The 21261-nt window shown below is 66.5% G+C and carries 19 protein-coding genes, 1 tRNA gene and 1 pseudogene; 12 read left to right on the top strand and 9 right to left on the bottom strand.

Annotation, left to right across the window (positions count from 1 at the left end):
* Positions 1 to 42 precede the first annotated feature (42 nt).
* Positions 43 to 364: pseudogene (locus AC1RU4_RS04755) on the top strand (IS3 family transposase); the annotation flags it as partial.
* 174 nt (positions 365 to 538) lie between these two features.
* Here AC1RU4_RS04755 and AC1RU4_RS04760 read toward each other — a convergent pair.
* From AC1RU4_RS04760 to AC1RU4_RS04790, 7 genes are all read right to left on the bottom strand, one after another.
* A complete protein-coding gene (locus tag AC1RU4_RS04760; RefSeq protein ID WP_492889880.1) occupies positions 539 to 2044 on the bottom strand; it encodes a tripartite tricarboxylate transporter permease in 1506 nt (501 codons plus the stop codon).
* 9 nt (positions 2045 to 2053) lie between these two features.
* The gene (locus AC1RU4_RS04765; RefSeq protein WP_492889881.1) at positions 2054 to 2524 is read right to left on the bottom strand and encodes a tripartite tricarboxylate transporter TctB family protein; all 471 of its coding nucleotides are present in this window, start codon (positions 2522 to 2524) and stop codon (positions 2054 to 2056) included.
* Between the two features lie 146 nt (positions 2525 to 2670).
* Positions 2671 to 3639 carry a tripartite tricarboxylate transporter substrate-binding protein gene (locus AC1RU4_RS04770; RefSeq protein ID WP_492889882.1) on the bottom strand — a complete coding sequence of 323 codons (969 nt, stop codon included), beginning with the start codon at positions 3637 to 3639 and terminating at the stop codon, positions 2671 to 2673.
* Between the two features lie 89 nt (positions 3640 to 3728).
* Entirely contained in the window at positions 3729 to 5135 is a 1407-nt protein-coding gene (gene pyk / locus AC1RU4_RS04775) for a pyruvate kinase (RefSeq protein WP_492889883.1), read from the bottom strand.
* 28 nt (positions 5136 to 5163) lie between these two features.
* A complete protein-coding gene (locus AC1RU4_RS04780; RefSeq protein ID WP_492889884.1) occupies positions 5164 to 6450 on the bottom strand; it encodes a glycerate kinase type-2 family protein in 1287 nt (428 codons plus the stop codon).
* Between the two features lie 10 nt (positions 6451 to 6460).
* On the bottom strand, positions 6461 to 7537 hold the full coding sequence (locus AC1RU4_RS04785) for a tartrate dehydrogenase (protein ID WP_492889885.1): 1077 nt from the start codon (positions 7535 to 7537) through the stop codon (positions 6461 to 6463).
* A gap of 31 nt (positions 7538 to 7568) precedes the next feature.
* Positions 7569 to 8867 (bottom strand): MFS transporter, encoded by a 1299-nt coding sequence (locus AC1RU4_RS04790; protein WP_492889886.1) that lies wholly within the window; start codon positions 8865 to 8867, stop codon positions 7569 to 7571.
* Between the two features lie 169 nt (positions 8868 to 9036).
* On the opposite strand from AC1RU4_RS04790, the gene AC1RU4_RS04795 reads away from it, so the two are divergent.
* Positions 9037 to 9951 (top strand): LysR family transcriptional regulator, encoded by a 915-nt coding sequence (locus AC1RU4_RS04795; protein ID WP_492889887.1) that lies wholly within the window; start codon positions 9037 to 9039, stop codon positions 9949 to 9951.
* 115 nt (positions 9952 to 10066) lie between these two features.
* A complete protein-coding gene (locus tag AC1RU4_RS04800) occupies positions 10067 to 10174 on the top strand; it encodes an integrase core domain-containing protein (protein WP_492890116.1) in 108 nt (35 codons plus the stop codon).
* Between the two features lie 452 nt (positions 10175 to 10626).
* Here AC1RU4_RS04800 and AC1RU4_RS04805 read toward each other — a convergent pair whose 3' ends face one another.
* Entirely contained in the window at positions 10627 to 10914 is a 288-nt protein-coding gene (locus tag AC1RU4_RS04805) for a hypothetical protein (protein ID WP_492889888.1), read from the bottom strand.
* Positions 10915 to 11648: 734 nt separating this feature from the next.
* Positions 11649 to 11722, bottom strand: a tRNA-Gly gene (locus AC1RU4_RS04810).
* A 274-nt stretch (positions 11723 to 11996) separates the two neighbouring features.
* Here AC1RU4_RS04810 and AC1RU4_RS04815 point away from each other — a divergent pair.
* The 9 genes from AC1RU4_RS04815 to AC1RU4_RS04855 all read left to right on the top strand — a co-directional run bounded on the left by AC1RU4_RS04815 (position 11997) and on the right by AC1RU4_RS04855 (position 21260).
* Entirely contained in the window at positions 11997 to 13367 is a 1371-nt protein-coding gene (locus tag AC1RU4_RS04815) for an LLM class flavin-dependent oxidoreductase (RefSeq protein ID WP_492889889.1), read from the top strand.
* A 140-nt stretch (positions 13368 to 13507) separates the two neighbouring features.
* Complete coding sequence (locus tag AC1RU4_RS04820; RefSeq protein WP_492890117.1) at positions 13508 to 14152, top strand: amino acid ABC transporter permease; 645 nt, start codon at positions 13508 to 13510, stop codon at positions 14150 to 14152.
* The gene (locus AC1RU4_RS04825) at positions 14149 to 14820 is read left to right on the top strand and encodes an amino acid ABC transporter permease (protein WP_492889890.1); all 672 of its coding nucleotides are present in this window, start codon (positions 14149 to 14151) and stop codon (positions 14818 to 14820) included. Before AC1RU4_RS04820 ends, AC1RU4_RS04825 begins: the two co-directional genes overlap by 4 nt.
* 10 nt (positions 14821 to 14830) lie before the next feature.
* Entirely contained in the window at positions 14831 to 15685 is an 855-nt protein-coding gene (locus tag AC1RU4_RS04830; RefSeq protein ID WP_492889891.1) for an amino acid ABC transporter ATP-binding protein, read from the top strand.
* Between the two features lie 112 nt (positions 15686 to 15797).
* Positions 15798 to 16649, top strand: coding sequence for a transporter substrate-binding domain-containing protein (locus AC1RU4_RS04835; protein WP_492889892.1), 852 nt, complete (start codon positions 15798 to 15800; stop codon positions 16647 to 16649).
* Between the two features lie 343 nt (positions 16650 to 16992).
* A complete protein-coding gene (locus AC1RU4_RS04840; RefSeq protein WP_492889893.1) occupies positions 16993 to 17934 on the top strand; it encodes an aminotransferase class IV in 942 nt (313 codons plus the stop codon).
* Between the two features lie 120 nt (positions 17935 to 18054).
* Entirely contained in the window at positions 18055 to 19257 is a 1203-nt protein-coding gene (locus AC1RU4_RS04845) for an ABC transporter substrate-binding protein (protein ID WP_492889894.1), read from the top strand.
* Positions 19258 to 19332: 75 nt separating this feature from the next.
* Complete coding sequence (locus AC1RU4_RS04850; protein WP_492889895.1) at positions 19333 to 20403, top strand: ABC transporter ATP-binding protein; 1071 nt, start codon at positions 19333 to 19335, stop codon at positions 20401 to 20403.
* Positions 20400 to 21260, top strand: coding sequence for an ABC transporter permease (locus AC1RU4_RS04855; protein WP_492889896.1), 861 nt, complete (start codon positions 20400 to 20402; stop codon positions 21258 to 21260). The genes AC1RU4_RS04850 and AC1RU4_RS04855 overlap by 4 nt, the downstream gene beginning before the upstream one ends.
* The last annotated feature ends 1 nt before the right edge of the window (position 21261 follow it).

Genomic DNA, 21261 nt, shown 5'->3' on the forward strand with positions numbered 1-21261 from the left:
CAATGGTCCCGTTGCGGAAGTGCACGAGGTTGCGCGGGCGGAGCTGTCGCCCACCTCATGGATGCCCATGGGATGAGTGAACGGCGGGCGTGTAAAGCCACCGGCTTCTGCCGCATGACCCTGAGATACAAGTCCACCCGCGGGGATGATGGCCTGATGCGCGAGCGCATGAGGCCATCGCCCAGGAACGGCGGCGGTTTGGCCACCGACGTCTCCACGTCCTGCTCAGGCGGGAGGGCTCCTGGTCAACCACAAGCGGCTGTTCCGGCTCTACCGTGAGGAGCGGCTGACGGTTCACCGGCGTGGCGGCCGCAAGCGGGCGATCGGCACACACGCGCCGGTGATGATCCCGATGCGACCGAACAAGCTGTCCAGACGAAGGTGAATCAGCACGCAAGTCACGCCAGCGCAGGCCGAAGCAGCGGATGTGCCGCAGGCTTTGGTTGCGCTCTCGATGCGTGCGGCCTCGAACAGCTCTGGGCAGCGAGATGACGAAGTTAGGCGGCTGCGCCGGTACGAGACCGCTCTTGGCCCAGCCTCAATCGTCCTCGACGAACACTTCCTTCCGCTTGCCGCGGATCGACGGCAAGGTCGCGACCAGCACGCAGAGCACGCCGATGCCGAGTAGCGTCGCCGAGATCGGATTGGTCACGAACACCATCGGATCCCCATGGGCGATGATCAGCGCCCGGCGCAGATGCTCTTCGAGCAGGCCGCCGAGCACGAAGCCGAGCAGCAGCGGCGCCGGCTCGCAGCCGAAGCGGATCAGCACATAGCCGAGCACGCCGAACATGACGATCGCGTAGACATCGAAGGGATTGTTGTTGATCGAGTAGCAGCCGATGGCGGCGAAGGTGACGATGGCCGGGAACAGCACCCGATAGGGCACCGACAGCAGCCGCACCCAGACGCCGATCAGCGGCAGGTTCAGCACCACCAGCATCACGTTGCCGATCCACATGGAGGCGATGATGCCCCAGAACAGCGCGGGCTGCGTGGAGATCACCTTCGGGCCCGGAACGATGCCCTGCAGGATGAAGGCGCCGACGATCAGCGCCATCACCGGGTGAGCCGGTATGCCGAGGGTGAGCAACGGTATGAACGAGGTCTGCGCCGCAGCGTTGTTGGCACTTTCCGGTCCGGCCACGCCCTCGATCGCGCCATGTCCGAACTGCTCGGGATGCTTGGATACGTTTTTCTCGACAGCGTAGCTGGCGAACGACGCCAGCACGTGGCCGCCGCCGGGCAAGATGCCGAGCAGCGAGCCGAGCACCGTGCCGCGGACGACGGGCGCGGCGATCTGCTTGAACTCCTGGCGGCTGAGCCAAAGGTTGGTCACGTGCTTGATGCCGACCTCGCGGCCGCGCTCGTCCTCCAGATTGCGGAAGATCTCGGCGACGCCGAACACGCCGACGGCGATGGAGACGAAGTTGATGCCGCCGAAGAGCTCCATCTGGTCGAAGGTGAAGCGCGGCGTGCCGGTGTAGACGTCCTGCCCGACCATGGCGAGCAGCAGGCCCAGCACGATCATGCCGAGCGCCTTGAGCACCGAGCCGTGGGCGAGCGAGATCGAGACCAGCAGGCCGAGCACGATCAGCGCAAAATACTCCGGCGAACCAAAGCGGATGGCGACCGCGGCGAGTGGAGGCGCCGCGATCGCGAGCAGCAGCGTCGCGACGCTGCCGGCGAAAAAGGAGCCGAGAGCGGCGGTGGCGAGCGCCTGCCCCGCACGGCCGCGACGCGCCATCTGATAGCCGTCGACGGCGGTGACGGCGGAAGAGCTCTCGCCCGGCAGGTTGATCAATATGGCAGTGGTGGAGCCGCCATACTGGGCGCCGTAATAGATGCCGGAGAGCATGATCAGCGCGGTGACCGGCGAGAAGGTGAAGGTGATCGGCAGCAGCATGGCGATGGTCGCGGTCGGGCCGATGCCCGGCAGCACGCCGACAAGGGTGCCGAGCAGCACGCCGACGAAGCACCATACGATGTTGAGCGGCGAGAGGGCGGTCTCAAAGCCGAGCGCCAGATTCGCTATCAGATCCATGCTCGCCTCCTAGATGCCGAAGACCGGCCCGACACTCGGCATGTTCACGCCGAGCCCGAGCTTGAAGACGACGAAGCACAAGAGGCTCATCGCCGCGGCGATCAGCGCTGAGGAGAGCAGGGAATTCTGTGTGGAAGAGAGCGCCGTGACGGCGGTGCAGATGAAGACGATCGGCACCAGCCCGAGACGGTCGCCGGCATAGCCGAACAGGAACAGCGACAGGCAGATCAGCACGATGCCCCGCCAGGGGACCGGGGTGATCCGCGCTTCCGCATGCGAACGCCAATATTGCAGGGCGATCGCTACGCCAAAGCCGAAGAGCAGGAGGCTGAGCACGAGGGGGAACAGGCCCGGACCGACCTGGCCGCCGGATCCCATGTCGTAGTTGCGTGCCTCGTAGCCGAAGAAGGCGGCCAGCACCATGAAGATGGCGCCGACATAGAGGTCGTGACGTGATCGATGCGTGATGGCGTCTTGCATGGCGTCCTCCCGGAACGGGGATGTCGGCCGGTATTTTTTGCCGGTCCGTTGGCGATGTGAGGCGAGCGGCTTTGTGGCGACGGGGACGAGGTCACCCGCCGGACACCGGGGCGCGCGTGGCGCGCCTCGGCCCGGAACCGCGGTCGTTAGTTGCTGGAAGTCAGCAGCTTGCCGAGCCGGTCGATCTCACCCGAGAAATGCTTGTCGAGCGCCGCCGGCGTCGCCAGGGGGTCGCCGACCGGCACCGTGCCGAGGGCGGCGAAGCGCTCGATGACGATCGGGTCCTTCAGCGCCGTCTTGAGCGCTTCCGACAGCTTGAGCCGCACCGCCTCCGGCGTGCCCTTCGGTGCCCAGAGCGCGTGCCAGGCGGTGATCTCGAACCCCTTCAGGCCGCTCTCCTGCAGTGTCGGCAGGTCCGGCAACACGGCGATGCGCTCACGGGTGGTGACGGCGAACGGCTTGATCTCGCCGGCCTTGATCTGGTTGGTGGTGTTGGTGGTCTGGTCGCACATCAGGTCGATCCGCTTGCCGATCAGGTCGGTCATGGCGGGGCCGGCGCCGGGATAGGGCACCTTGGTCAGCTTGGCGCCGGTGGCATTCTCGAGCATGAGCGCGCAAAGGTGCGACACCGCTCCGACACCCGCCGTCCCGATGGTCAGCGACGTGCCGGGCGCCTTCATGAGCGCGAGAAGCTCGCCGGCAGTGTTGGCCTCCAGGTCGGCGCGCCCGACCAGCGCCATCGGCACTTCGGTGACGAGGCCGATGGAGGTGAACTCCGCCGGCTTGTAGGGCAGCGCCGGATAGAGCGCCGCGAAGGTGGCGACGCCGATGTGATAGAGCAGCAGTGTGTAGCCGTCGGGCGCCGCCTTGGCGACCTGGCCGGCGCCGAGCGAGCCGCCTGCCCCGCCCTTGTTCTCGATGAGCACCTGCTGGCCGAGCTTGGCGCTCATGGCCTGCGCGACGAGCCGGGCCACCGTGTCGCTGGGGCCGCCCGCCGCGGCGGGGACCAGTATCGTGATCGGTTTGGTCGGAAAGGCATTCTGGGCAGCGGCCGGCAACACCGGAGCGACCAGCATGGCGAGTGCGGCACCTGCCGCGATCAGGCGTTGGAACATCGTATCCTCCCTTTTTGGCGTCGTTTGACGTTTTCGTTCATGGGCCGGCACTGCGAGACGATGATGCGTGCGAGCACCCACAGCTGGGATCACAGCTGCAGGACGCGCAGATTGTTGGTGGTTCCCGTCTGGCCGAAGGGCACGCCGGCGACGACGACCGCCAGATCGCCGGACTTCGCCAGTTCCTCGCGCAGCAGGGTCGAGGCCGCGGTGGCCACCATGTCCTCGTAGTTCTGGACATCCGCCGACAGCACGCTGTGCGCGCCCCACAAAAGGGTGGCCCGACGGGCGACCGAAAGGTCGGGGGTCATGGCGACGATCGGCAGCGGCGGGCGCTGCCGGGCGATGCGTGCGGCCGTGGTGCCACTGGAGGTGAAGCCGAGGATCGCCGCCGCGCCGATGGTCTCGGCCAGAGCCGCGGCGGCGGCGGCGACCGCGTGCGGCGGGGAATGCTCCTCGTCGGCCGACGAGGCGGAAATCAGCGAGCGATAAAGTCCGTGCTGTTCGGTCGCCTGGATGATCCGGTCCATCATCGCGACCGCCTCCACCGGATAGCGGCCCGTCGCGGACTCGGCCGAGAGCATCACCGCATCGGCGCCGTCATAGATGGCGGTCGCGACGTCCGAGGCCTCGGCCCGGGTGGGCGTCGGGGCATTGATCATCGAATCCAGCATCTGCGTAGCCACGATGACCGGCTTGGCGGCAGCACGGCAGGCGCGCACCAGTTCCTTCTGGCGTCCGGGCACCTGTTCGTGGGGTATCTCGACGCCGAGGTCGCCACGCGCCACCATCACGGCGTCGGACAGGCGGACAATGTCGTCCATATGCTCGAGCGCCGACGGCTTCTCGATCTTCGACATGATGCCGGCCCGGTCGCCGATCAGGGCGCGCGCCTCGATCAGATCGCCGGGGCGCTGCACGAAGGAGAGCGCGACCCAGTCGACGCCGAGCTCGAGACCGAAGGCGAGGTCGGCGCGGTCCTTCGCGGTGAGGGGCGACAGGTTGAGCACCGTGCCCGGGAGATTGACGCCCTTGCGGTTGGAGATGACGCCGCCGATCAGCACCTCGGCTTCGATGAAATCCGACCCGACCCCGCTGACGCGCACGCGCCCGTCGTCGATCGGCAGTTCCTTGCGGGGAGCGATGGCGTCGAAGATCTCGGGATGCGGCAGCGGAATGGCATCGGGACCGCCGTCGGCACCCTGCAGCACGAAGCGCACCTTGTCGCCGGTCGCGATCTCGATCCGGCCGTCGCGTATCGTACCCACGCGGATCTTCGGCCCCTGCAGGTCCTGCAATATGCCGATCGGCCGTCTGACTTCCACCTCCAGAGCGCGGATCGCGGTGTGAACGCGCGCGTGATCCTCCTGTCGGCCGTGGCTGAAGTTCATGCGGAACGTGTCCACGCCCGCGAGGAACAGCGCCTTGAGCATGTCGGGGGCGGCGCTGGCCGGCCCGATGGTTGCGACGATCTTGGCGCGGCGGTTGCGATGCATCGGTGTTCCGGCTCGGCGGAGCCGCCCCTTAGGCCACGAGAATGGCGCGGATGTCGTTGACGTTGGTGAGGGTCGGTCCGGTGCGAACCAGATCGCCGAGCACCTCGAAGTAGCTGTAGCTGTCATGCGAACTTAGATACTGGCGGGCATCGAGGCCCGCCTTGCGCCCGCGTTCGAGCGTGTCGGGAGCGACGACGGCGCCGGCGGCATCTTCCGAGCCGTCAATGCCGTCGCTGTCGCCGGCGAGCGCCCAGATGCCCGGCCGCCCCTGGGCGGCGACCGCGAGGCCCAGCAGGAACTCGGTATTGCGTCCGCCCTTGCCGTGCGTCCCGTTGCCGATGGTGACGGTCGTCTCGCCGCCCGACAGCAGGACGGCGGGAGCGCACACCGGATGACCGTGATCGCCGATCGACCGGGCGATGCCGGCCATGGCAATGCCGAGTTGGTGCGCCTCGCCCTCCAGGGCGTCGCCGAGGATGACGGGCGAGAGCCCATATTCACGGGCCACCCCGGCTGCTGCGTCGAGGGAGAGGGACGGAGCCGCGATCATCCTGATGTCAGCGGCAAGCTCGCTTGGCTTCGGGGTCTCCTCGCCGGCTTCCAGAACCGCGCGGGCGGCCTCCGGCAGGTCGAGGCGCAGGCGGGCGACGATCTCGCGGACCTCGGCATGCGTGCTGGCGTCCGGCACGGTGGGGCCGGAGGCGATCACGGCGGGATTGTCGCCGGGGACGTCGCTGATCACCAGCGTGACCACGCGGGCGGGCCGGGCCGCGAGGGCGAGCCGGCCGCCCTTGACCGCCGAGAGATGCTTGCGCACGGCATTCATCTCCGCGATGGTCGCGCCGCTGAGCAGCAACGCCCTGTTGACCTGCTGCTTGTCGGCGAGCGTCATCTCGCCGGCCGGCAGCGTCATCAGTGCCGACCCGCCGCCCGAGATCAGCGCCAGCACCAGGTCGTCCGCCCCGAGGCCACGCACCGCCGCAAGGCTTTGCTGCGTCGCCTCGACGCTGGCGGTATCCGGAACCGGATGCGCTGCTTCCAAGACAGTGATCCGTCCTGCTGGCACCGCGTGGCCATAGCGCGTCACGATCACTCCAGAGAGCTCCACATCGGGCCAGGCAGCGTCGAGCGCCGCCGCCATGGCCGCGGACGCCTTGCCCGCTCCCACCACCACGCAGCGGCCCTTGGGGCGCTGCGGCAGGTGCCGCGCCAGCACGGAGGCCGGCGCAGCACTGGCGACGGCCGCGTCGAAGATCGCGCGCAGCGCTGTCCGCGCGCGGGTGTCTGTCCAGGGAGCGGATGCCGGAGCGGACATGAGGGCCGCCTCAGGCGTTGGCGCCATGGATGGCGTCGATGACGCCGGCGGTGACGTCCGCGGTGCGCGCAGTGCCGCCGAGATCCGGCGTATGGAATCGCCGGTCGCCGGTCACCCGCTCGATGGCGGTCATCAGCCGGTTCGCGGCCGGCTTCTCGCCGAGATGGTCCAGCATCATCACCGACGACCAGAAGGTGCCGACCGGGTTGGCGATGCCCTTGCCGATAATGTCGAAGGCCGAGCCGTGGATCGGCTCGAACATCGAGGGATAGGTGCCTTCGGGATTGAGGTTGGCGGTCGGCGCGATGCCGAGCGAGCCGGCGAGCGCCGCGGCGAGATCCGACAGGATGTCGGCATGCAGATTGGTGGCGACGATGGTGTCAAGGCTCTCCGGCTTCATCACCATACGGACCGTCATGGCGTCCACCAGGTTCTTGTCCCAGGTCACGTCGGGGAAATCGGCTGCGACCTGGGTGGCCACCTCGTCCCACATCACCATGGCGTGGCGCTGGGCGTTGGACTTGGTCACCACCGTGAGATGCTTGCGCGGACGGGATTGAGCGAGCTTGAAGGCGAAGCGAATGATGCGATCGACGCCCGCGCGGGTGAACATCGCGACATCCGTCGCCACTTCGATCGGGTGGCCCTGGTGCGCCCGCCCGCCGACACCGGCATATTCGCCTTCCGAGTTCTCGCGAACGATGACCCAGTCGAGTTCCTTCCCGTTCACATGGCGCAGCGGCGAGGTGATGCCGGGCAGGATGCGGGTGGGACGGACGTTGGCATATTGATCGAAGGGCTGGCAGATGGCGAGGCGCAGGCCCCACAGGGTGATGTGGTCCGGGATTTCGGGATGGCCGGCCGAGCCGAACAGGATGGCGTCGTGATGGCGGATGAGATCGCGGCCGTTCTCGGGCATCATCCGGCCGTGCTTCTTGTAGTATTCGCCGCCCCAGTCGAATTCGTCGACGGCGAATGAGAAGTTGCCATCGCGGCTCGCCAGGGCGTTGAGCACCTCGACGCCGGCGGAGACGACTTCGCCGCCGATGCCGTCACCGGGAATGGCGGCAATCTTGTAGGTCTTCATGATAGGTCTCCAGATTTCGGTATGAGGTGGCTCAGGGGCGAAGCGCGCCGGCGCTGGCGGGACGCGCGATCGAACGAGACAGGATGAAGGTGAGCGATGCCGACAGGACCAGCAGCGCGCCGACGAAGTAGAGGCCCCCGGCGTAGCTGCCGGTCTCGGTTTTGATCCAGCCGATCATGGTGGGGCCGACGAAGCCCCCGAGATTGCCGATCGAATTGATGGTGGCGATGCCGGCGGCGGCGGCAGGGCCGGAGAGGAACAGTGTGGGCATGCTCCACAGCGGCGGCTTGGCCGAGCTGATGCCGATATTGACGAAGGTCAGCGCGAGCACGACGCTGAAAACCGTCGCGGCGCTGCCGGCGAAGGCAAGGCCGATGGCAGCCACGAGGCAGGCGATGATGACGTGCCAGGTCCGCTCGCGGGTACGGTCGGAGTTCCAGGCCCAGAAGTACATGGCGATGATCGCGAGGGTCGGTGGCACCGCGTTGATGAGGCCGACCTGAAGATTGCCCAGCCCGAAGCTCTTGATAATCTGCGGCGCCCAGATGCCGAGTGTGTAGAGCCCAGCCGACGTCCCGAAATAGATCATGGCGAGCGCCAACACGCGGATATCGGCGAGGCCGCGCCAAATGCTGTGGTGGGCGCTCGCCGCCTTGCTGGCCTGTTCGGCCTGCATGGTCTGAACCAACCAGGCACGCTCGTCATCGGCGAGCCACTTCGCCTTCTCCGGGCGATCCGTCATGTAGAAGAACACGACAAAGCCCAGCAGCACCGCTGGGACGGCTTCGAGGATGAACATCCACTGCCAGCCCGCCAGGCCGGCGAAGCCGTGCATTTCCAGAAGCGCGCTCGAGACCGGCGAACCCAGCACCACCGAGACGGGCGCCGCCGCCATGAACAGCGACGTCACCGCCGCGCGACGGTGCGCTGGAAACCAGTAGCTCAGATAGAGGATGATACCGGGAAAGAAGCCGGCCTCCGCCGCGCCAAGCAGGAACCGCAGCACGTAGAAGCTGGTGGGGCTCCACACGAAGGCCATGGTGCCGGAGACGAGCCCCCAGCTGATCATCACCCGCGCGATCCAGAGGCGCGCGCCGACCTTGCCGAGGACGATGTTGGAGGGCACTTCGAACAGGAAGTAGCCCCAGAAGAAAATCCCGGCGCCGAAGCCGAACACGGCGGGCGAGAAACCAAGATCCGCGTTCATCTCCAGCGCCGCGAAACCGATGTTCACGCGGTCGAGATAGGCGATGAAGTAGAGCAGCATGATAAAGGGAATAATGCGCCACGACACTTTGCGCATGACGCGGCGTTCGAGCTCGCTCGCCATCGGTCGCCTCCTTGGTCCTCGGTAGATTGTTCTTCGCGCTTGTGGCTGCACGATTGGGCAGGACCCTAGGAGGAAGTGCCGGCGACTCCAATCCACACAGGATTGTACAAATATTTGGAATAATGGCAGTGTGGCGGATACCGGATGTTTCGAACCGAAGGCGATGGGAGTGGATCTCCACCAGCTGCGATGTTTTCTCGCCGTCGCCGAGGAGCTGCATTTCGGCCGTGCGGCCCGACGGCTCGAACTGATGCCGTCAGCGCTCGGTCGACATGTGCAACTGCTTGAGGAATCGCTGGGCGGTCACCTGTTCGCCCGGACCACGCGGAGCGTCGCCTTGACGGAGGAAGGCGCAGCACTGGTGCCTGAGGCGCGTGCGCTGCTGGCCTCTTCCGATGAACTGGCTCAGCGCTTCCGCGAGCGGACCCGGACCAAGGCGGCGACGTTGCGGCTCGGTGCGGTTGACACCGCGGCCGCGGGACTGGTCCCGCTCCTGCTACATGATTTCCGCGTCCAGCATCCCGAGGTCACCGTCGAGCTGGTCGAAGACAAGACCATCCGCTTGCTGCCCCGCCTGCTGTCCGGTCGCCTGGATCTTGTCTTCATCCGCCCTCCTGCCCAGCTCGGCCGGCAGATCGAGGTGCAGCCGCTTTTCCATGAAAGCGTGGTGGTCGCGGTGCGAACCGACCATCGCCTTGCACGGCGCAGGGCCGTCACTGTTGAGGATCTGGCGGACGAGCCGCTCATCGTCCCGGACCGGCGATCCCGTCCCCATAGCCACGATCTCACGATCAAGCTGTTCGCACAGGCGGGCCTACGGCCGGCCATCGCGCAGGTGGCCGGCGAGAAGCAGACTATCGTCGGGCTCGTGGCCGCCGGGCTCGGAGTGGCGCTGGTGCCGCGATGGACGTCGCGCATGAACGTTTCAGGAGTGCGCTATATCCCCGTTTCCTTCACCGGCGCCGAAGAGCTGAACATTCTCCCTCTGGCGGCCGCTTGGGTGCGGGGCTCGCGCGACCCTGCTCGAGACGAGATCTTGGGTCTTTTGGAAGAACGGCTACCCGGCTACCGTATGGAGGCGTGACTCACCTAAACTGGCAGCGCCGCGTATCCTTTCGAGAACCCGATGCTCCGTGGCAACTTGCGCGTTGGCGAAAGTCCTTTAGTGGCGCAAAGCCCCTTAATGAACACGCCTTGTCCTGGCCACCGAGGCGCAGGGGATCATCGAGGCTTGGAGGATCGGCTACAACACCGGCAGGCCACACAGGAGCGTCGGTTGCCTGTTGGCGTCGATGTTCGCTGGCTAGTCGCGAAGGCTTAGATCCCGTCATATCTAATTTACGCGCGGCACAAATGCGGCGAGCACGTCAAGCAAGTAGAAAGTATTTCTACGCTCCAAGCACCGCTGACCGAACATGCTCTCGCATGCATTTACTAGCTATTGTCAATGATTCCATTTCTTTGGTGCGGGGCGTGCCCGACAAGAGCTTCGCCCATCTCCAGCCGGCGCAGCTCGGGGCCGGACGCAAGGGCCGGCTGCCAACCCCTTCAGGGTCGGCGCATTCATGACAGACGGGCAGATAAAACGGAAACTTAAGGTATCCCGACCTGCGGCTTTCAATGCGAAAGCGACAGTGTCACTTGGCCCTCGCCGTGTTCAGGGACGTTCCATATCGACAGGGGCGGACGTCGGTCCGCCGGTCACAAAAAACGGCTCCCCCATCCGGCATCAACACCGAGCAACGGGAACTTTTCAGTATCAGCTGATCATGCGCTTATCGGCCGGGCTGACCGTCCGGCCCGCGCGCGGGATGGCCGCGTTCCGGTCTTCCTGCTCGCGGCTGTACTCCTTGAGCCGGGACTTGCGCGCGCACCAGACATTACCGATCTTGAAGAGCGGCAGCCGCGAAGTCCCCATCAGGTGGTAAACCCTGCGGCGTTTCGAGGCGCTGCCCCACATGAAGGCGGCGATCAGGTCGGCGTCTTCAAGAATGTCGTCGGCGAGGGTTTCCTCTTCCTCCGGCGGGGGCAGGAACTGACCGTCCATCACATGGTCTCCTTTTCTCCGGAAAGAAGCGCACCGATGCCGAGGACCGAGCACTCCGAGATGCGGCGATATTGCTCAAGGTCGCGTTTGGGCGACGAACTGCTTCACGGCGCGGATGCGGCCATTGCGCCAGATGCGAAGCTGGTCGGGTGAGAAGTCGCGGACTTCGTCGCGGGTCGCCGCCTCATATTCCTCGAACAGGCGGGACAGCTGGAAGCTCGGCTTCCTCTCGGTGCCGAGTACGGCCGTTCGCGCGCCCGCATCCGCGGCCAGCCCCCGCTGATCAGCGTCTCCAGTCGTTCCGATCTTGGTGATCGGCTGGAGAGCCAGCTCGTCGTTCGGGACGGAGCAAAACCGAGGGCGCGGGCACGGCGGCGGGTATCCGCGTAATTCTGCGGATTGGATGGGGACATGGCGGCAGCCAGCGCCGCCCAATGCCGTTCGAGCTCGTCATGGAGCTTTTTGGCGACGCGCGCGGCCCTGCGGCCGAATCGGTCGTCAGCGACGTGGATTCGTGTCAAATGCCGGATGATTCCCCCGGCGATCGATGGTGCGGAATTCGATGGGAACGCGCTGGACGAAGTGCCAGACGGAGCCGCGTTGGGTCAGGAAATCAGCCATGGGCGGGAGCAGGTGTTGGACGATCTGTTGGACAGTATCGCTACACCCGCGCTCCGATCCCACCGGGAAGTGCGCTAACCCCATGTAATCCCTGGTAAAATCTGGGAAAACAGTGGAGCGGGCGAAGGGAATCGAACCCTCGTATGCAGCTTGGGAAGCTGCCGTTCTACCATTGAACTACGCCCGCCTTGACGCGGCCGCACATTAGGGGCGCCACGCGGCGGGTTCAAGAGCCTTCCCGCAGATCGGCGCGGCCTTTCCCGCGCTTTCTCAACCCCCGTCGCCACCGCCACGCGCCGGCCGGACTTGACCTCGAGCCCGACGTCGGATGCGATCGACCGCATCGGCTTCCACAGCCCGCTTTCGCCATCGAGCCGTGGAAGGCGCGCGCGGCCTCGACAAATAAGACGACACGGATAAGTATATACAAATGAGGCAGGGGCGCCCGGGAAGTGAGCGGCATGAAACGCGCGGACAAGCTGAAGCTCGGCACTTTCGTCTACACGTTCGGCTACAACCCGGCCGGGTGGCTGCATCCGGCGAGCGACGTCAACGGCGCCAATGATTTTCGCCACCTGCTCAAGGTGGCGCAGATCTCCGAAGGCGCGAAGTTCGACTTCATGTTCATGGCGGATTCGCCCGCCGCCGCCATCGGCGACCCCGAGGCGCTCTGCCGCCTGCCGACCAAGATGAACCGCTTCGAGCCCTTGTCGCTGCTGTCGGCGCTGGCGGTCTCCACCTCGCATCTCGGCCTGGTGGCCACCGCCTCGACCTCCTATTACGAGCCGTTCAACCTCGCCCGCATCTTCGCCTCCATCGACCATCTCTCGGGCGGACGGGCCTGCTGGAACGTCGTCACCTCCGACCATGACGAGACCGGCTACAATTTCAACCGCGAGGGGCTGGACCCGCATGCCCTGCGCTACGAGCGCGGCAAGGAATTCGTCGACGTCGCGTTCGGGCTGTGGGATTCCTTCGAGGCCGACGCGCTCAAGCTCGACCGCGCGAGCGGCGTCTATTACGACAAGGACAAGCTCCACACGCTGAACCACAAGGGCAAGCATTTCCAGGTGCGCGGCCCGCTCAACATCGCCGCCAGCCCGCAGGGCCGGCCGGTGATCGCCCAGGCCGGCGGATCCGAAGCCGGCATCGAACTGGCGGCGGAAACGGCGGAAGTGGTGTTCTCGCTCGCCTCCAACCTCAAGCGCAGCCAGGATTTCTACGCGACGCTGAAGCAGCGGATGGCGAAGTTCGGCCGCGCGCCGGACGAATTGAAGGTGATGCCCGGCGTCGTCATCAATGTCGGGCGCACCGAGGCGGAGGCACGTGAGAAGGTCGAGTATCTCGCCGGCCAGCTGCACCCCGATGTCGGCCGGCAGATGCTGGCCGAGTTCCTGGAAGCCGACCTCTCCGGCGTGCCGCTCGACGAGCCCTTCCCCAGGGATCGGCTGCCGGCGGCGCCGAAGGGTTCCAAGGCGCTGTTCGACGAGCTGACCGATTTCGTGATGAAGGGCCACACGGTGGGCGAGCTGATCCGGCTGTTCAGCGAGAAGCACACCGGCAACGGCATCACCGGCACGCCGGCGGTGGTCGCCGACTTCATGGAGGAGTGGTTCGAGGGCCACGCCGCCGACGGCTTCATCGTCATGTGCCCGACGCTGCCCGCCGCGCTGGAGGATTTCACCGAGCTGGTGGTGCCGGAACTGCGCCGGCGCGGGCTGTTCCGCGATGAATATGAAGGCACCACGCTGCGCGCCAATCTCGGGCTTCCGGTGCCGGAAAACCGCTATGCGCGGGCGCGGCGCCAGCGCGGCGCGGCCGCGAACGCATGATGCCGCCGGCGGAGCCTTAGTTGGCGGGCATCTTGCTACGTAGCGTCAGGGACGGCGGTGACGGGTCGGGTAGTCCTCATCGCCCGCGCGTCCCGGCCGTCGCCCGCCTTTGTCCGAGAAACTGAATGTTCGATGTCAACCTGATCGTCAAATCGCTGCCGATGCTGCTGCAGGCGTCGGTCTGGACGGTGATCTATTCGCTGGCCTCGGTGGCGATCGGCTTCTGTATCGGCACGCTTATGTGCGCGGTCGGCCTGTCGACCTCGCGCCTCGGGCGGAGCATCTCGGCCTTCTATGTGAGTTTCTTCCGCGGCGTGCCGCTGCTGGTGCAACTGCTGATCTCCTATTACTGCCTGCCGCTGATCGGCGTGAACGTGCCTTCCTCGGTGGCGGCGGTGGGGACGCTCGCGCTGTGCACCGGCGCCTATATCGCCGAGATCCTGCGCGGCGGCTTCCTCGGCATACCGCCGGGGCTGATCGAGGCGGCGCGCATGGTCGGCCTCAGCCGGGCGCAGATCCTCACCCGCATCGAGGTGCCTCTGGCGGTGCGCTTCACTCTGCCCTCGCTGGTCAATGAGACGACGATGATGGTGAAGGCCTCCTCGCTGATCTCGGTGGTCGGCGTGCTGGAGCTGACGCGGCTAGCCCAGAACATCGCCACCTCGACTTTCCAGCCGCTGGAGATCTACCTGACCGCCGGGGCGATCTATTTCGTCATCAACGGCGTCATCACGCTGGCCGGCGAATTCGCCGAGAGCCGCTTCCGACTGGAGAAGGCGCGATGACCTTCAACCCCGCCATCCTCACCGACAACTGGCGCGAGATCCTCGACGGGATGGTGCTGACCATCCTGATCTGGATCGCCGGCACGGCGATCGGGCTGGTCATCGGGCTCGCGGTGGCGGTGATGCAGCTGTTCACCAATCGCTGGCTGGCGGCGCCGCTGACCTTCTACGTCGCGGTGATGCGCGGCACGCCGTTCCTGATCCAGCTGTTCGTGATCTATTACGGCGGCCCGTTCTTCGGCCTCGACCTGACGCCGCTGGTCGCCGGCATTGCCGGCCTGGCGCTCTATGGCGGAGCCTATTTCTCGGAAATCTTCCGCGCCGGCTTCCTCTCGGTGCCGCCCGGCCAGATCGAGGCAGCGCGGATGATGGGGATCAGCCGGCTCGACATCGTGCGCCATGTGCAGCTGCCGCAGATGCTGGTGATCATCCTGCCGGCGCTGGCCAACATGACGGTGCTGCTCTCCAAGGAGACGGCGGTGCTGTCGGTGATCACCGTGAACGAACTGACCTCGGTGGTGCAGTCGATCGGCTCCACCACGTTCGCCTTCGCCGAGACGCTGCTGTTCCTGGCGCTGGTCTACTGGGCCTTCCTCGAAATCGTCACGGCGGCGGCACGACGGCTGGAAAAGCGGGTCGGCCGCTTCATGCTGCGCAGCCAGAGCTGAAAGGGCGGACATGACCGCACATCCTGTCGCGAATTCCCGCCCGATCATCGACGTGCGCGGCGTGTGGAAGCGCTTCGGCTCGACCGAGGTGCTGAAGGGCATCGACCTCGCCATCCGCAAGTCGGAGGTGACCTGCATCATCGGCCCGTCGGGATCGGGCAAGAGCACGCTCCTGCGCTGCATCGCCTTCCTGGAGGAATATAGCGAGGGCGAAATCTACATAGAAGGCGAGCTGCTCGGCTTCTCGCTGGAGAATGGCAGGCGACGCCGCGTCTCCGACTCGGAGGTGGCGCGGGTGCGGCGCAATGTCGGCTTCGTATTCCAGCAGTTCAATCTGTGGCCGCACATGACGGCGCTGGAGAACGTCGCCATGCCGCTGAAGCTCGCGCGGGGCATCGCGCGGGAGGACGCGGCCAGGCGCGCCCGCGCCATGCTGGAGAAGGTGGGGCTCGGCGCACGGGCCGAGGCCTATCCGAGCCAGCTTTCCGGCGGCCAGCAGCAGCGCGTCGGCATCGCCCGCGCGCTCGCCATGGAACCGCACATCATGCTGTTTGACGAGCCGACCTCGGCGCTCGACCCCGAGCTGGTCGGCGAGGTGCTGCAGGTGATGCGCGACCTGGCATCCGAGGGCATGACCATGGCGGTGGTGACGCATGAGATGGGCTTTGCCGCGCAGGTGGCCGACACGGTGGTGTTCATCGACCGCGGCGTGATCGCCGTCAGCGGATCGCCGGACCATGTGTTCCGCCGGGAGGAGAACCCGCGGCTGCGGCAGTTCCTGCAGAATTACTTCGAGCGTAACGTGTTCTGGCAAGACACCGGAGAACCCAGCGGGGTGCCCACCGGGAATGCCGACGTGCCGTAGCGCCGCAAAGGCCGCATTGCGGTAGCGGAACCCTTATGTCTATACTTTAACGTATAAGGAAGATCGGCGGCATGATGCCGTCCGCAGCTTCCGAGGGGAACAGGAGAGACCGATGAAGCAGCTTACCCGGCGTTCCGCCGTCACACGGGCCCTGCGCCTCGCCGCGCTCGGCGTCGCCGCGTCGATGACGCTGTCGGGCGCCGCCCTGGCGGAAGACCTGCTCGCCAAGGTCAAGGCCAAGGGCGAGCTCACCGTGGGCACCGAGTTGCAGTTCGCGCCGTTCGACTTCATCGAGGACGGCAAGCAGAGCGGCATGAACAAGGAGATCTTTGCCGAGATCGGCAAGGAGCTCGGCGTGAAGATCGCCTTCCTCGACCTGCCCTGGCCCAGCGTGCTGCCGGGTCTCGAAGCCGGCAAGTTCGACATGGTGGCCGGCCCCGCCACCATCACCAAGGCGCGCATGGAGCGCTACCGCTTCACCTCGCCGATCGCCAATGCGACCGTCGCGATCCTGAAGAAGAAGGGCGACGCCTCGATCACCAAGCCGGAGGACATCGCCGGCAAGAAGGTGGGCAGCGCCAAGGCGACCGCCCAGCTGGCGCAGCTGCAGGAATTCGCGAAAACCCTGCCGACGGCGCCGACCATCCAGGAATATGTCGACTTCAGCCAGTCCTATGCCGATCTCGGCGCCGGCCGCATCGTCGCGGTGGCGAACTCGCTGCCGAACATCGCCTTCCTCGCCAAGACAAAGCCCGACGTGTTCGAGGTGGTCGAGCCGCCCTTCGGCAAGCCGGTCTATTTCGGCTTCATCGGCACCAAGGCCGAGGACGCCAAGTCGCTGCTGGACGCCGTCGACGCCGTGCTCATCAAGATGAAGCATGACGGCCGCCTCGCGAGCCTGCAGAAGAAGTGGTTCGGCACCGAGATGGCAACGCCGGACCAGGTGACCGAAGCGAGCTTCTGAGAGAGCGCCGGCATCCTTCCTGCCCTGGACGGGACGGCAGCTTAGCCGCATCCCGGATCGGCCCGTCCGGCCGATCCGGGATTTTCTTTTTCCGGGCCGGCGAGAGCGGGCGCAATGACCGAGGACATGCCTGGGGCCATGCGCATCGCGGCCCTGGCATCCGCCGGGAGGGTCGCCCTCGATCCCGCGCATGGACGCGTATGAGGCATTGCCGGCCCTTGCCGTGATCGCCCACGGAATTGGCACTGTCATTTTTCGGGCAAACGGCGCTTTTCGACCGCGCCACTCCACGACAACTTGGCTGCGCATTGTGACGCAACCGAGCCTGCCTGGAGTGCACGACATGACCGAAGCGACCCCCGATTTCTCGAAAGGCGCGGCCTATATCGACGGCAAATACGTTCCCATCGCCGAGGCCAAGGTGCCGGTCGGCGACTGGGGCTTCACCCATTCCGACGTCACCTATGACGTGGTGCACGTCACCGATGGCGGCTTCTTCCGGCTGGAAGACCATCTCGACCGCTTCCACCGCTCGCTGGAGGGATACCGGCTGGATCCCGGCGTCAGCCGCGAGCAGATGCGCGACATCCTCGGCAAGGTGGTGGCGCTCTCCGGCCTGAAGCAGGCCTTCGTCGCCATGGTCTCGACCCGCGGCATACCCCGCGTCTACGGCTCGCGCGATCCCGCCGACTGCGTCAACACCTTCATCGCCTATGCGGTGCCATGGGTGGACGTGATCAAGCCGGACGTGCAGGAGCGGGGCGCGCATCTGCTCGTCGCCTCGGTGCCGCGCATCTCGCAGAACTCGCTCGACCCGACGTTGAAGAACTACATGTGGCGCGACTTCACCCGCGGCATGTTCGAGGCGAAGGACAAGGGCTTCGACACCGCCATCCTGCTGGATTCCGAGGGCTACCTGACCGAGGGCGCCGGCTTCAACGTCTTCATCGTCAAGGGCGACGAGGTGATCACGCCCGATCGCGGCGCGCTGCGCGGCATCACCCGCCTCGCGGTGCTCGACCTGTGCCCGGAACTCGGCCTCGAGGGCAAGGTCGCGCCGATCAGCTTCGACGACCTGATGGACGCCGACGAGGTGTTCACCACCACCACCGCCGGCGGCGTCATGCCCTGCGCCCGCGTCAACGACCGCATCTACGGCAATGACCGTCCGGGTCCGATCAGCGTGAAGCTGAAGGAGCTCTATTGGCGCAAGCACAAGGAGGGCTGGCACATGACGCCGGTCAACTATGCCGACGCCGACAACCCGTTCGCCGTCGCCGCCTGATCCGCATGCAGAGCGGACCTCCGGGCCGATGCAGCCCGGAGGCCGCACCGAACAGGGAAACGACCAGACGGGGCGGTTCTCGCCAATGGCCACATCCGAGATGACAGAGGGGACAGGACCATGACACCGCACGAACCGACCGCCGACCGCGACGACGACGCCCGACCTTCCGCCGGCCTCGACCGACGCACCCTGCTCAAGGCCACACTCACCGGGGCCGCCGCCGCCATCGCCATGCCCTATGTAAGGCCGGCTTCGGCTGCCCCTTCGGCGCTGCGCGCGCTGATGTGGGAGGGCTATGTGCTGCCGGACGTGATCGCCGGCTTCGAGGAGAAGCACAAGGTCAAGTTCGCGCCGACCTTCTTCGACGGCAATTCCGAGGCCTACAACAAGCTGCGCGTCGGCGGCGCCAAGGATTTCGACCTGGTGCAGGCGGACGGATTCTGGCCCAGCCTGTATTTCCGCGAGAAGCTGATCCGCGCCGTCGACTATGCCAAGATCCCGAGCACGCAGAACCTGTTCCCGGTGTTCCAGCCGGCGCAATACAAGCTGCTGACCGACGAGGCGACCGGCGTGCATTTCGGCGTGCCGTTCTGCTGGGGCAGCTACGGCATCACCTACAACACCGCCGGGGTGCCGGCCGAGAAGGCCGCCAGCATCGAATGCCTGTTCGATCCCGCCTTCGCCGGCCGGCTGTCGACCACCGCCCGCTTCGAGGAGAACATCGCGCTCACCGGCATCCTGGTCGCCACGCGGATGGGCACCAAGGACAAGCCGCGCCCGGACGGGAAGCCGTTCAACCCCTATGTGCTGACCGATGAGGAACTCGACGGCGTCGAGAAGCTGCTGATCGAGCAGAAGGCGCTGCTGCTCACCCGCTACCAGGACAATCCCACGCTGGCGCAGCTGCTGGAGAGCGGCGCGGTGGTGGCGGCGCCGGAATTCGCGCAGGTCTATCGCCAGCTGCTCGCCAGGAAGGCCAAGGGCGAGACCGACACGACCTTCGCCCACACGCTGGTGCCCAAGGAGGGCGGGCTCGGCTGGGTCGACACGTGGCTGGTCTCCTCCGGCGTCGCCGACGGACCGATGCTCGACGTCTGCCAGAGCTTCATCGACACCATGACCACCCAGGAGACGATGAAGAAGATCTCGCTCGCCAGCGGCTGCTCGACCACCATCGACATCCGCGCCCTGTCGACGCCCGAGGAGCAGACGCTCTATCTCATGGACCGCACCGGCGAGCTGTCGAGCATGTACATGTTCGACCAGCCCTCCTCGCCGGAGAAGTGGGAACGCGTGTGGTCGCGGATGCAGGCCGCCTGACGCATGTTGGCGGCCGGGCCCGCCGCCCGACCGCCGGCATCCGCCTTCGTCCTGACAATCCGGGAGCCTGACAACGTGTATATTTCCCTCGAAGGGGTCTCGCGCCAGTATGACAGCGTCTGGGCCGTCGACCGCGTGCAGATGCAGATCGCCCGGAGCGAGTTCGTCTCACTGCTCGGCCCCAGCGGCTCCGGCAAGACGACGCTGCTGCGCATCATCGCCGGCCTCGAAAAGCCGACGCAGGGCCGGGTGCTGATCGACGGCGTCGACGTGACCGACCTGCCGCCGCACAAGCGCGGCGTGGCGATGGTGTTCCAGGAATTCCTGCTGTTCCCGCACCGCACCGTCTTCGAGAACCTCGCCTTCCCGCTGCGCATGCTGAAACTGCCGAAAGCCGAGATCGAGGAGCGCGTCGCCTGGGTGATCGGCATCCTGTCGCTGGCGGGGCTGGAGAAGCGCTATCCCAACCAGCTCTCGGGCGGCCAGCAGCAGCGCGTCGCGCTCGGCCGCGGCCTTGTCGGCCGGCCGAAGGTGCTGCTGCTCGACGAGCCGCTGGCCAATCTCGACCGCGAGCTGCGGCAGGAGATGGAGGTGGAGATCCGCCGCCACCAGATCGCGCTCGGCATCCCCTTCGTCTATGTCACGCATAACCAGGAAGAAGCGCTGTCGATGAGCGACCGCATCGCCGTGGTGCGCAAGGGCCGGATCGAGGATTTCGCCCCGCGCGCGGAAATCTACGACCGGCCGAAGACCGCCTTCATCGCCCAGTTCGTCGGCCGCTCGAACCGCTTCGACGGCGTGGTGGCGGGCGACGGCGCCACGCTGCGCACCGCCGACGGCCTGGTGCTGGCGCTGCCCGCCGGGGCGCCGGCCGGCCGCGAGGCGGCGCTGTTCGTGAAGAACGAGAAGCTGCGCCTCGACGCGCCGGGCGCGGCCACGGCCGGCGCCAATCGCATCGGCTGCACGGTGAAGGACGTGATCCTGCGCGGCGCCTATGCCGACTACATCCTCGCCTGCGGCGCCCGCGAGCTCCACGCCAGCCGCCCGCGGGCGGAACGGGCCATCCATGCCGGCGAGGCGGTGGTGGCGAGCTTCGATCCATCCGACATCGACGCCTTCGACGCCGAGGGGGAGACGACGCCATGAGGGGACGCTGGGCCGGCACGCTGCTTCTCGGCATCCCGACGCTGTTCCTGGCGGCACTGTTCGTGCTGCCGCTCGCCTCGATGGTGGTGCTCAGCTTCTGGCGCACCGAGAACTACCACATCGTCCAGGACTGGAACCTCGGCAATTACTGGACGCTGGCGACCGGCGGCGCCTATGTCACCTTCCTCGTCCGCTCGCTGGTGATGGCGGTGATCGTGTCCGTGGTGTCGCTGGCGATCGCCTGGCCGGTGAGCTACGCCATCATCCTCTATGGCGGGCGCTACCGCCTGCTGCTGACGCTCGCCTTCGCCGTGCCGTTCCTGACCGGCGAGGTGCTGCGGGTGATCGCGCTCCAGGGCCTGCTCGGCCCGCTCGGCCTGATCAACGGCGTGCTGATGGCGATGGGCGCGGCGCCGCTGCGGTTCATCATGTACACCAACACCGCCAGCGCCATCGGCCTCGTCTATCTCTACCTGCCGATCGTGGTGACGGTGATCTACCTGTCGCTGCTGAATTTCGATGCCCGCCTGATCGACGCCGCCAAGATCTTCGGCGCCAGCCCGGTGCGGGCCTTCATCGAGGTCACCTGGCCGCTGAACCTGTTCGGCACGCTGATCGGCTTCGCTCTGTGCTTCATTCCGTGCCTGTCGGTGACGCTGGCGCCGCGCTTCCTCGGCGGGCCCAACGGCACGCTCTACGGCATGGCGATGGCGCAGCAATTCGGCGAATCCGGCACCTGGGCGCTCGGCGCCGCCATGGGAGTGGTGCTGTTCGTCACCTCGATCCTGGTGGTGCTCGCCATCGCGGCGAAGGTCGATCTGCGCCGCACCGGCTTTACCGGCTTCGGGAGGGGCTGAT

It is taken from the genome of Ancylobacter sp. GW821-FHT10E12, from assembly GCF_058809335.1.

Bases quoted from the DNA above. Each gene is read 5' to 3' on its own strand.
- pyk (WP_492889883.1), bottom strand. From the start codon at position 5,135: ATGCATCGCAACCGCCGCGCCAAGATCGTCGCAACCATCGGGCCGGCC.
- AC1RU4_RS04815 (WP_492889889.1), top strand. From the start codon at position 11,997: ATGAAACGCGCGGACAAGCTGAAGCTCGGCACTTTCGTCTACACGTTC.
- AC1RU4_RS04785 (WP_492889885.1), bottom strand. From the start codon at position 7,537: ATGAAGACCTACAAGATTGCCGCCATTCCCGGTGACGGCATCGGCGGC.
- AC1RU4_RS04780 (WP_492889884.1), bottom strand. From the start codon at position 6,450: ATGTCCGCTCCGGCATCCGCTCCCTGGACAGACACCCGCGCGCGGACA.
- AC1RU4_RS04765 (WP_492889881.1), bottom strand. From the start codon at position 2,524: ATGCAAGACGCCATCACGCATCGATCACGTCACGACCTCTATGTCGGC.
- AC1RU4_RS04805 (WP_492889888.1), bottom strand. From the start codon at position 10,914: ATGGACGGTCAGTTCCTGCCCCCGCCGGAGGAAGAGGAAACCCTCGCC.
- AC1RU4_RS04840 (WP_492889893.1), top strand. From the start codon at position 16,993: ATGACCGAAGCGACCCCCGATTTCTCGAAAGGCGCGGCCTATATCGAC.
- AC1RU4_RS04790 (WP_492889886.1), bottom strand. From the start codon at position 8,867: ATGGCGAGCGAGCTCGAACGCCGCGTCATGCGCAAAGTGTCGTGGCGC.
- AC1RU4_RS04825 (WP_492889890.1), top strand. From the start codon at position 14,149: ATGACCTTCAACCCCGCCATCCTCACCGACAACTGGCGCGAGATCCTC.
- AC1RU4_RS04830 (WP_492889891.1), top strand. From the start codon at position 14,831: ATGACCGCACATCCTGTCGCGAATTCCCGCCCGATCATCGACGTGCGC.
- AC1RU4_RS04770 (WP_492889882.1), bottom strand. From the start codon at position 3,639: ATGTTCCAACGCCTGATCGCGGCAGGTGCCGCACTCGCCATGCTGGTC.
- AC1RU4_RS04845 (WP_492889894.1), top strand. From the start codon at position 18,055: ATGACACCGCACGAACCGACCGCCGACCGCGACGACGACGCCCGACCT.
- AC1RU4_RS04835 (WP_492889892.1), top strand. From the start codon at position 15,798: ATGAAGCAGCTTACCCGGCGTTCCGCCGTCACACGGGCCCTGCGCCTC.
- AC1RU4_RS04760 (WP_492889880.1), bottom strand. From the start codon at position 2,044: ATGGATCTGATAGCGAATCTGGCGCTCGGCTTTGAGACCGCCCTCTCG.
- AC1RU4_RS04855 (WP_492889896.1), top strand. From the start codon at position 20,400: ATGAGGGGACGCTGGGCCGGCACGCTGCTTCTCGGCATCCCGACGCTG.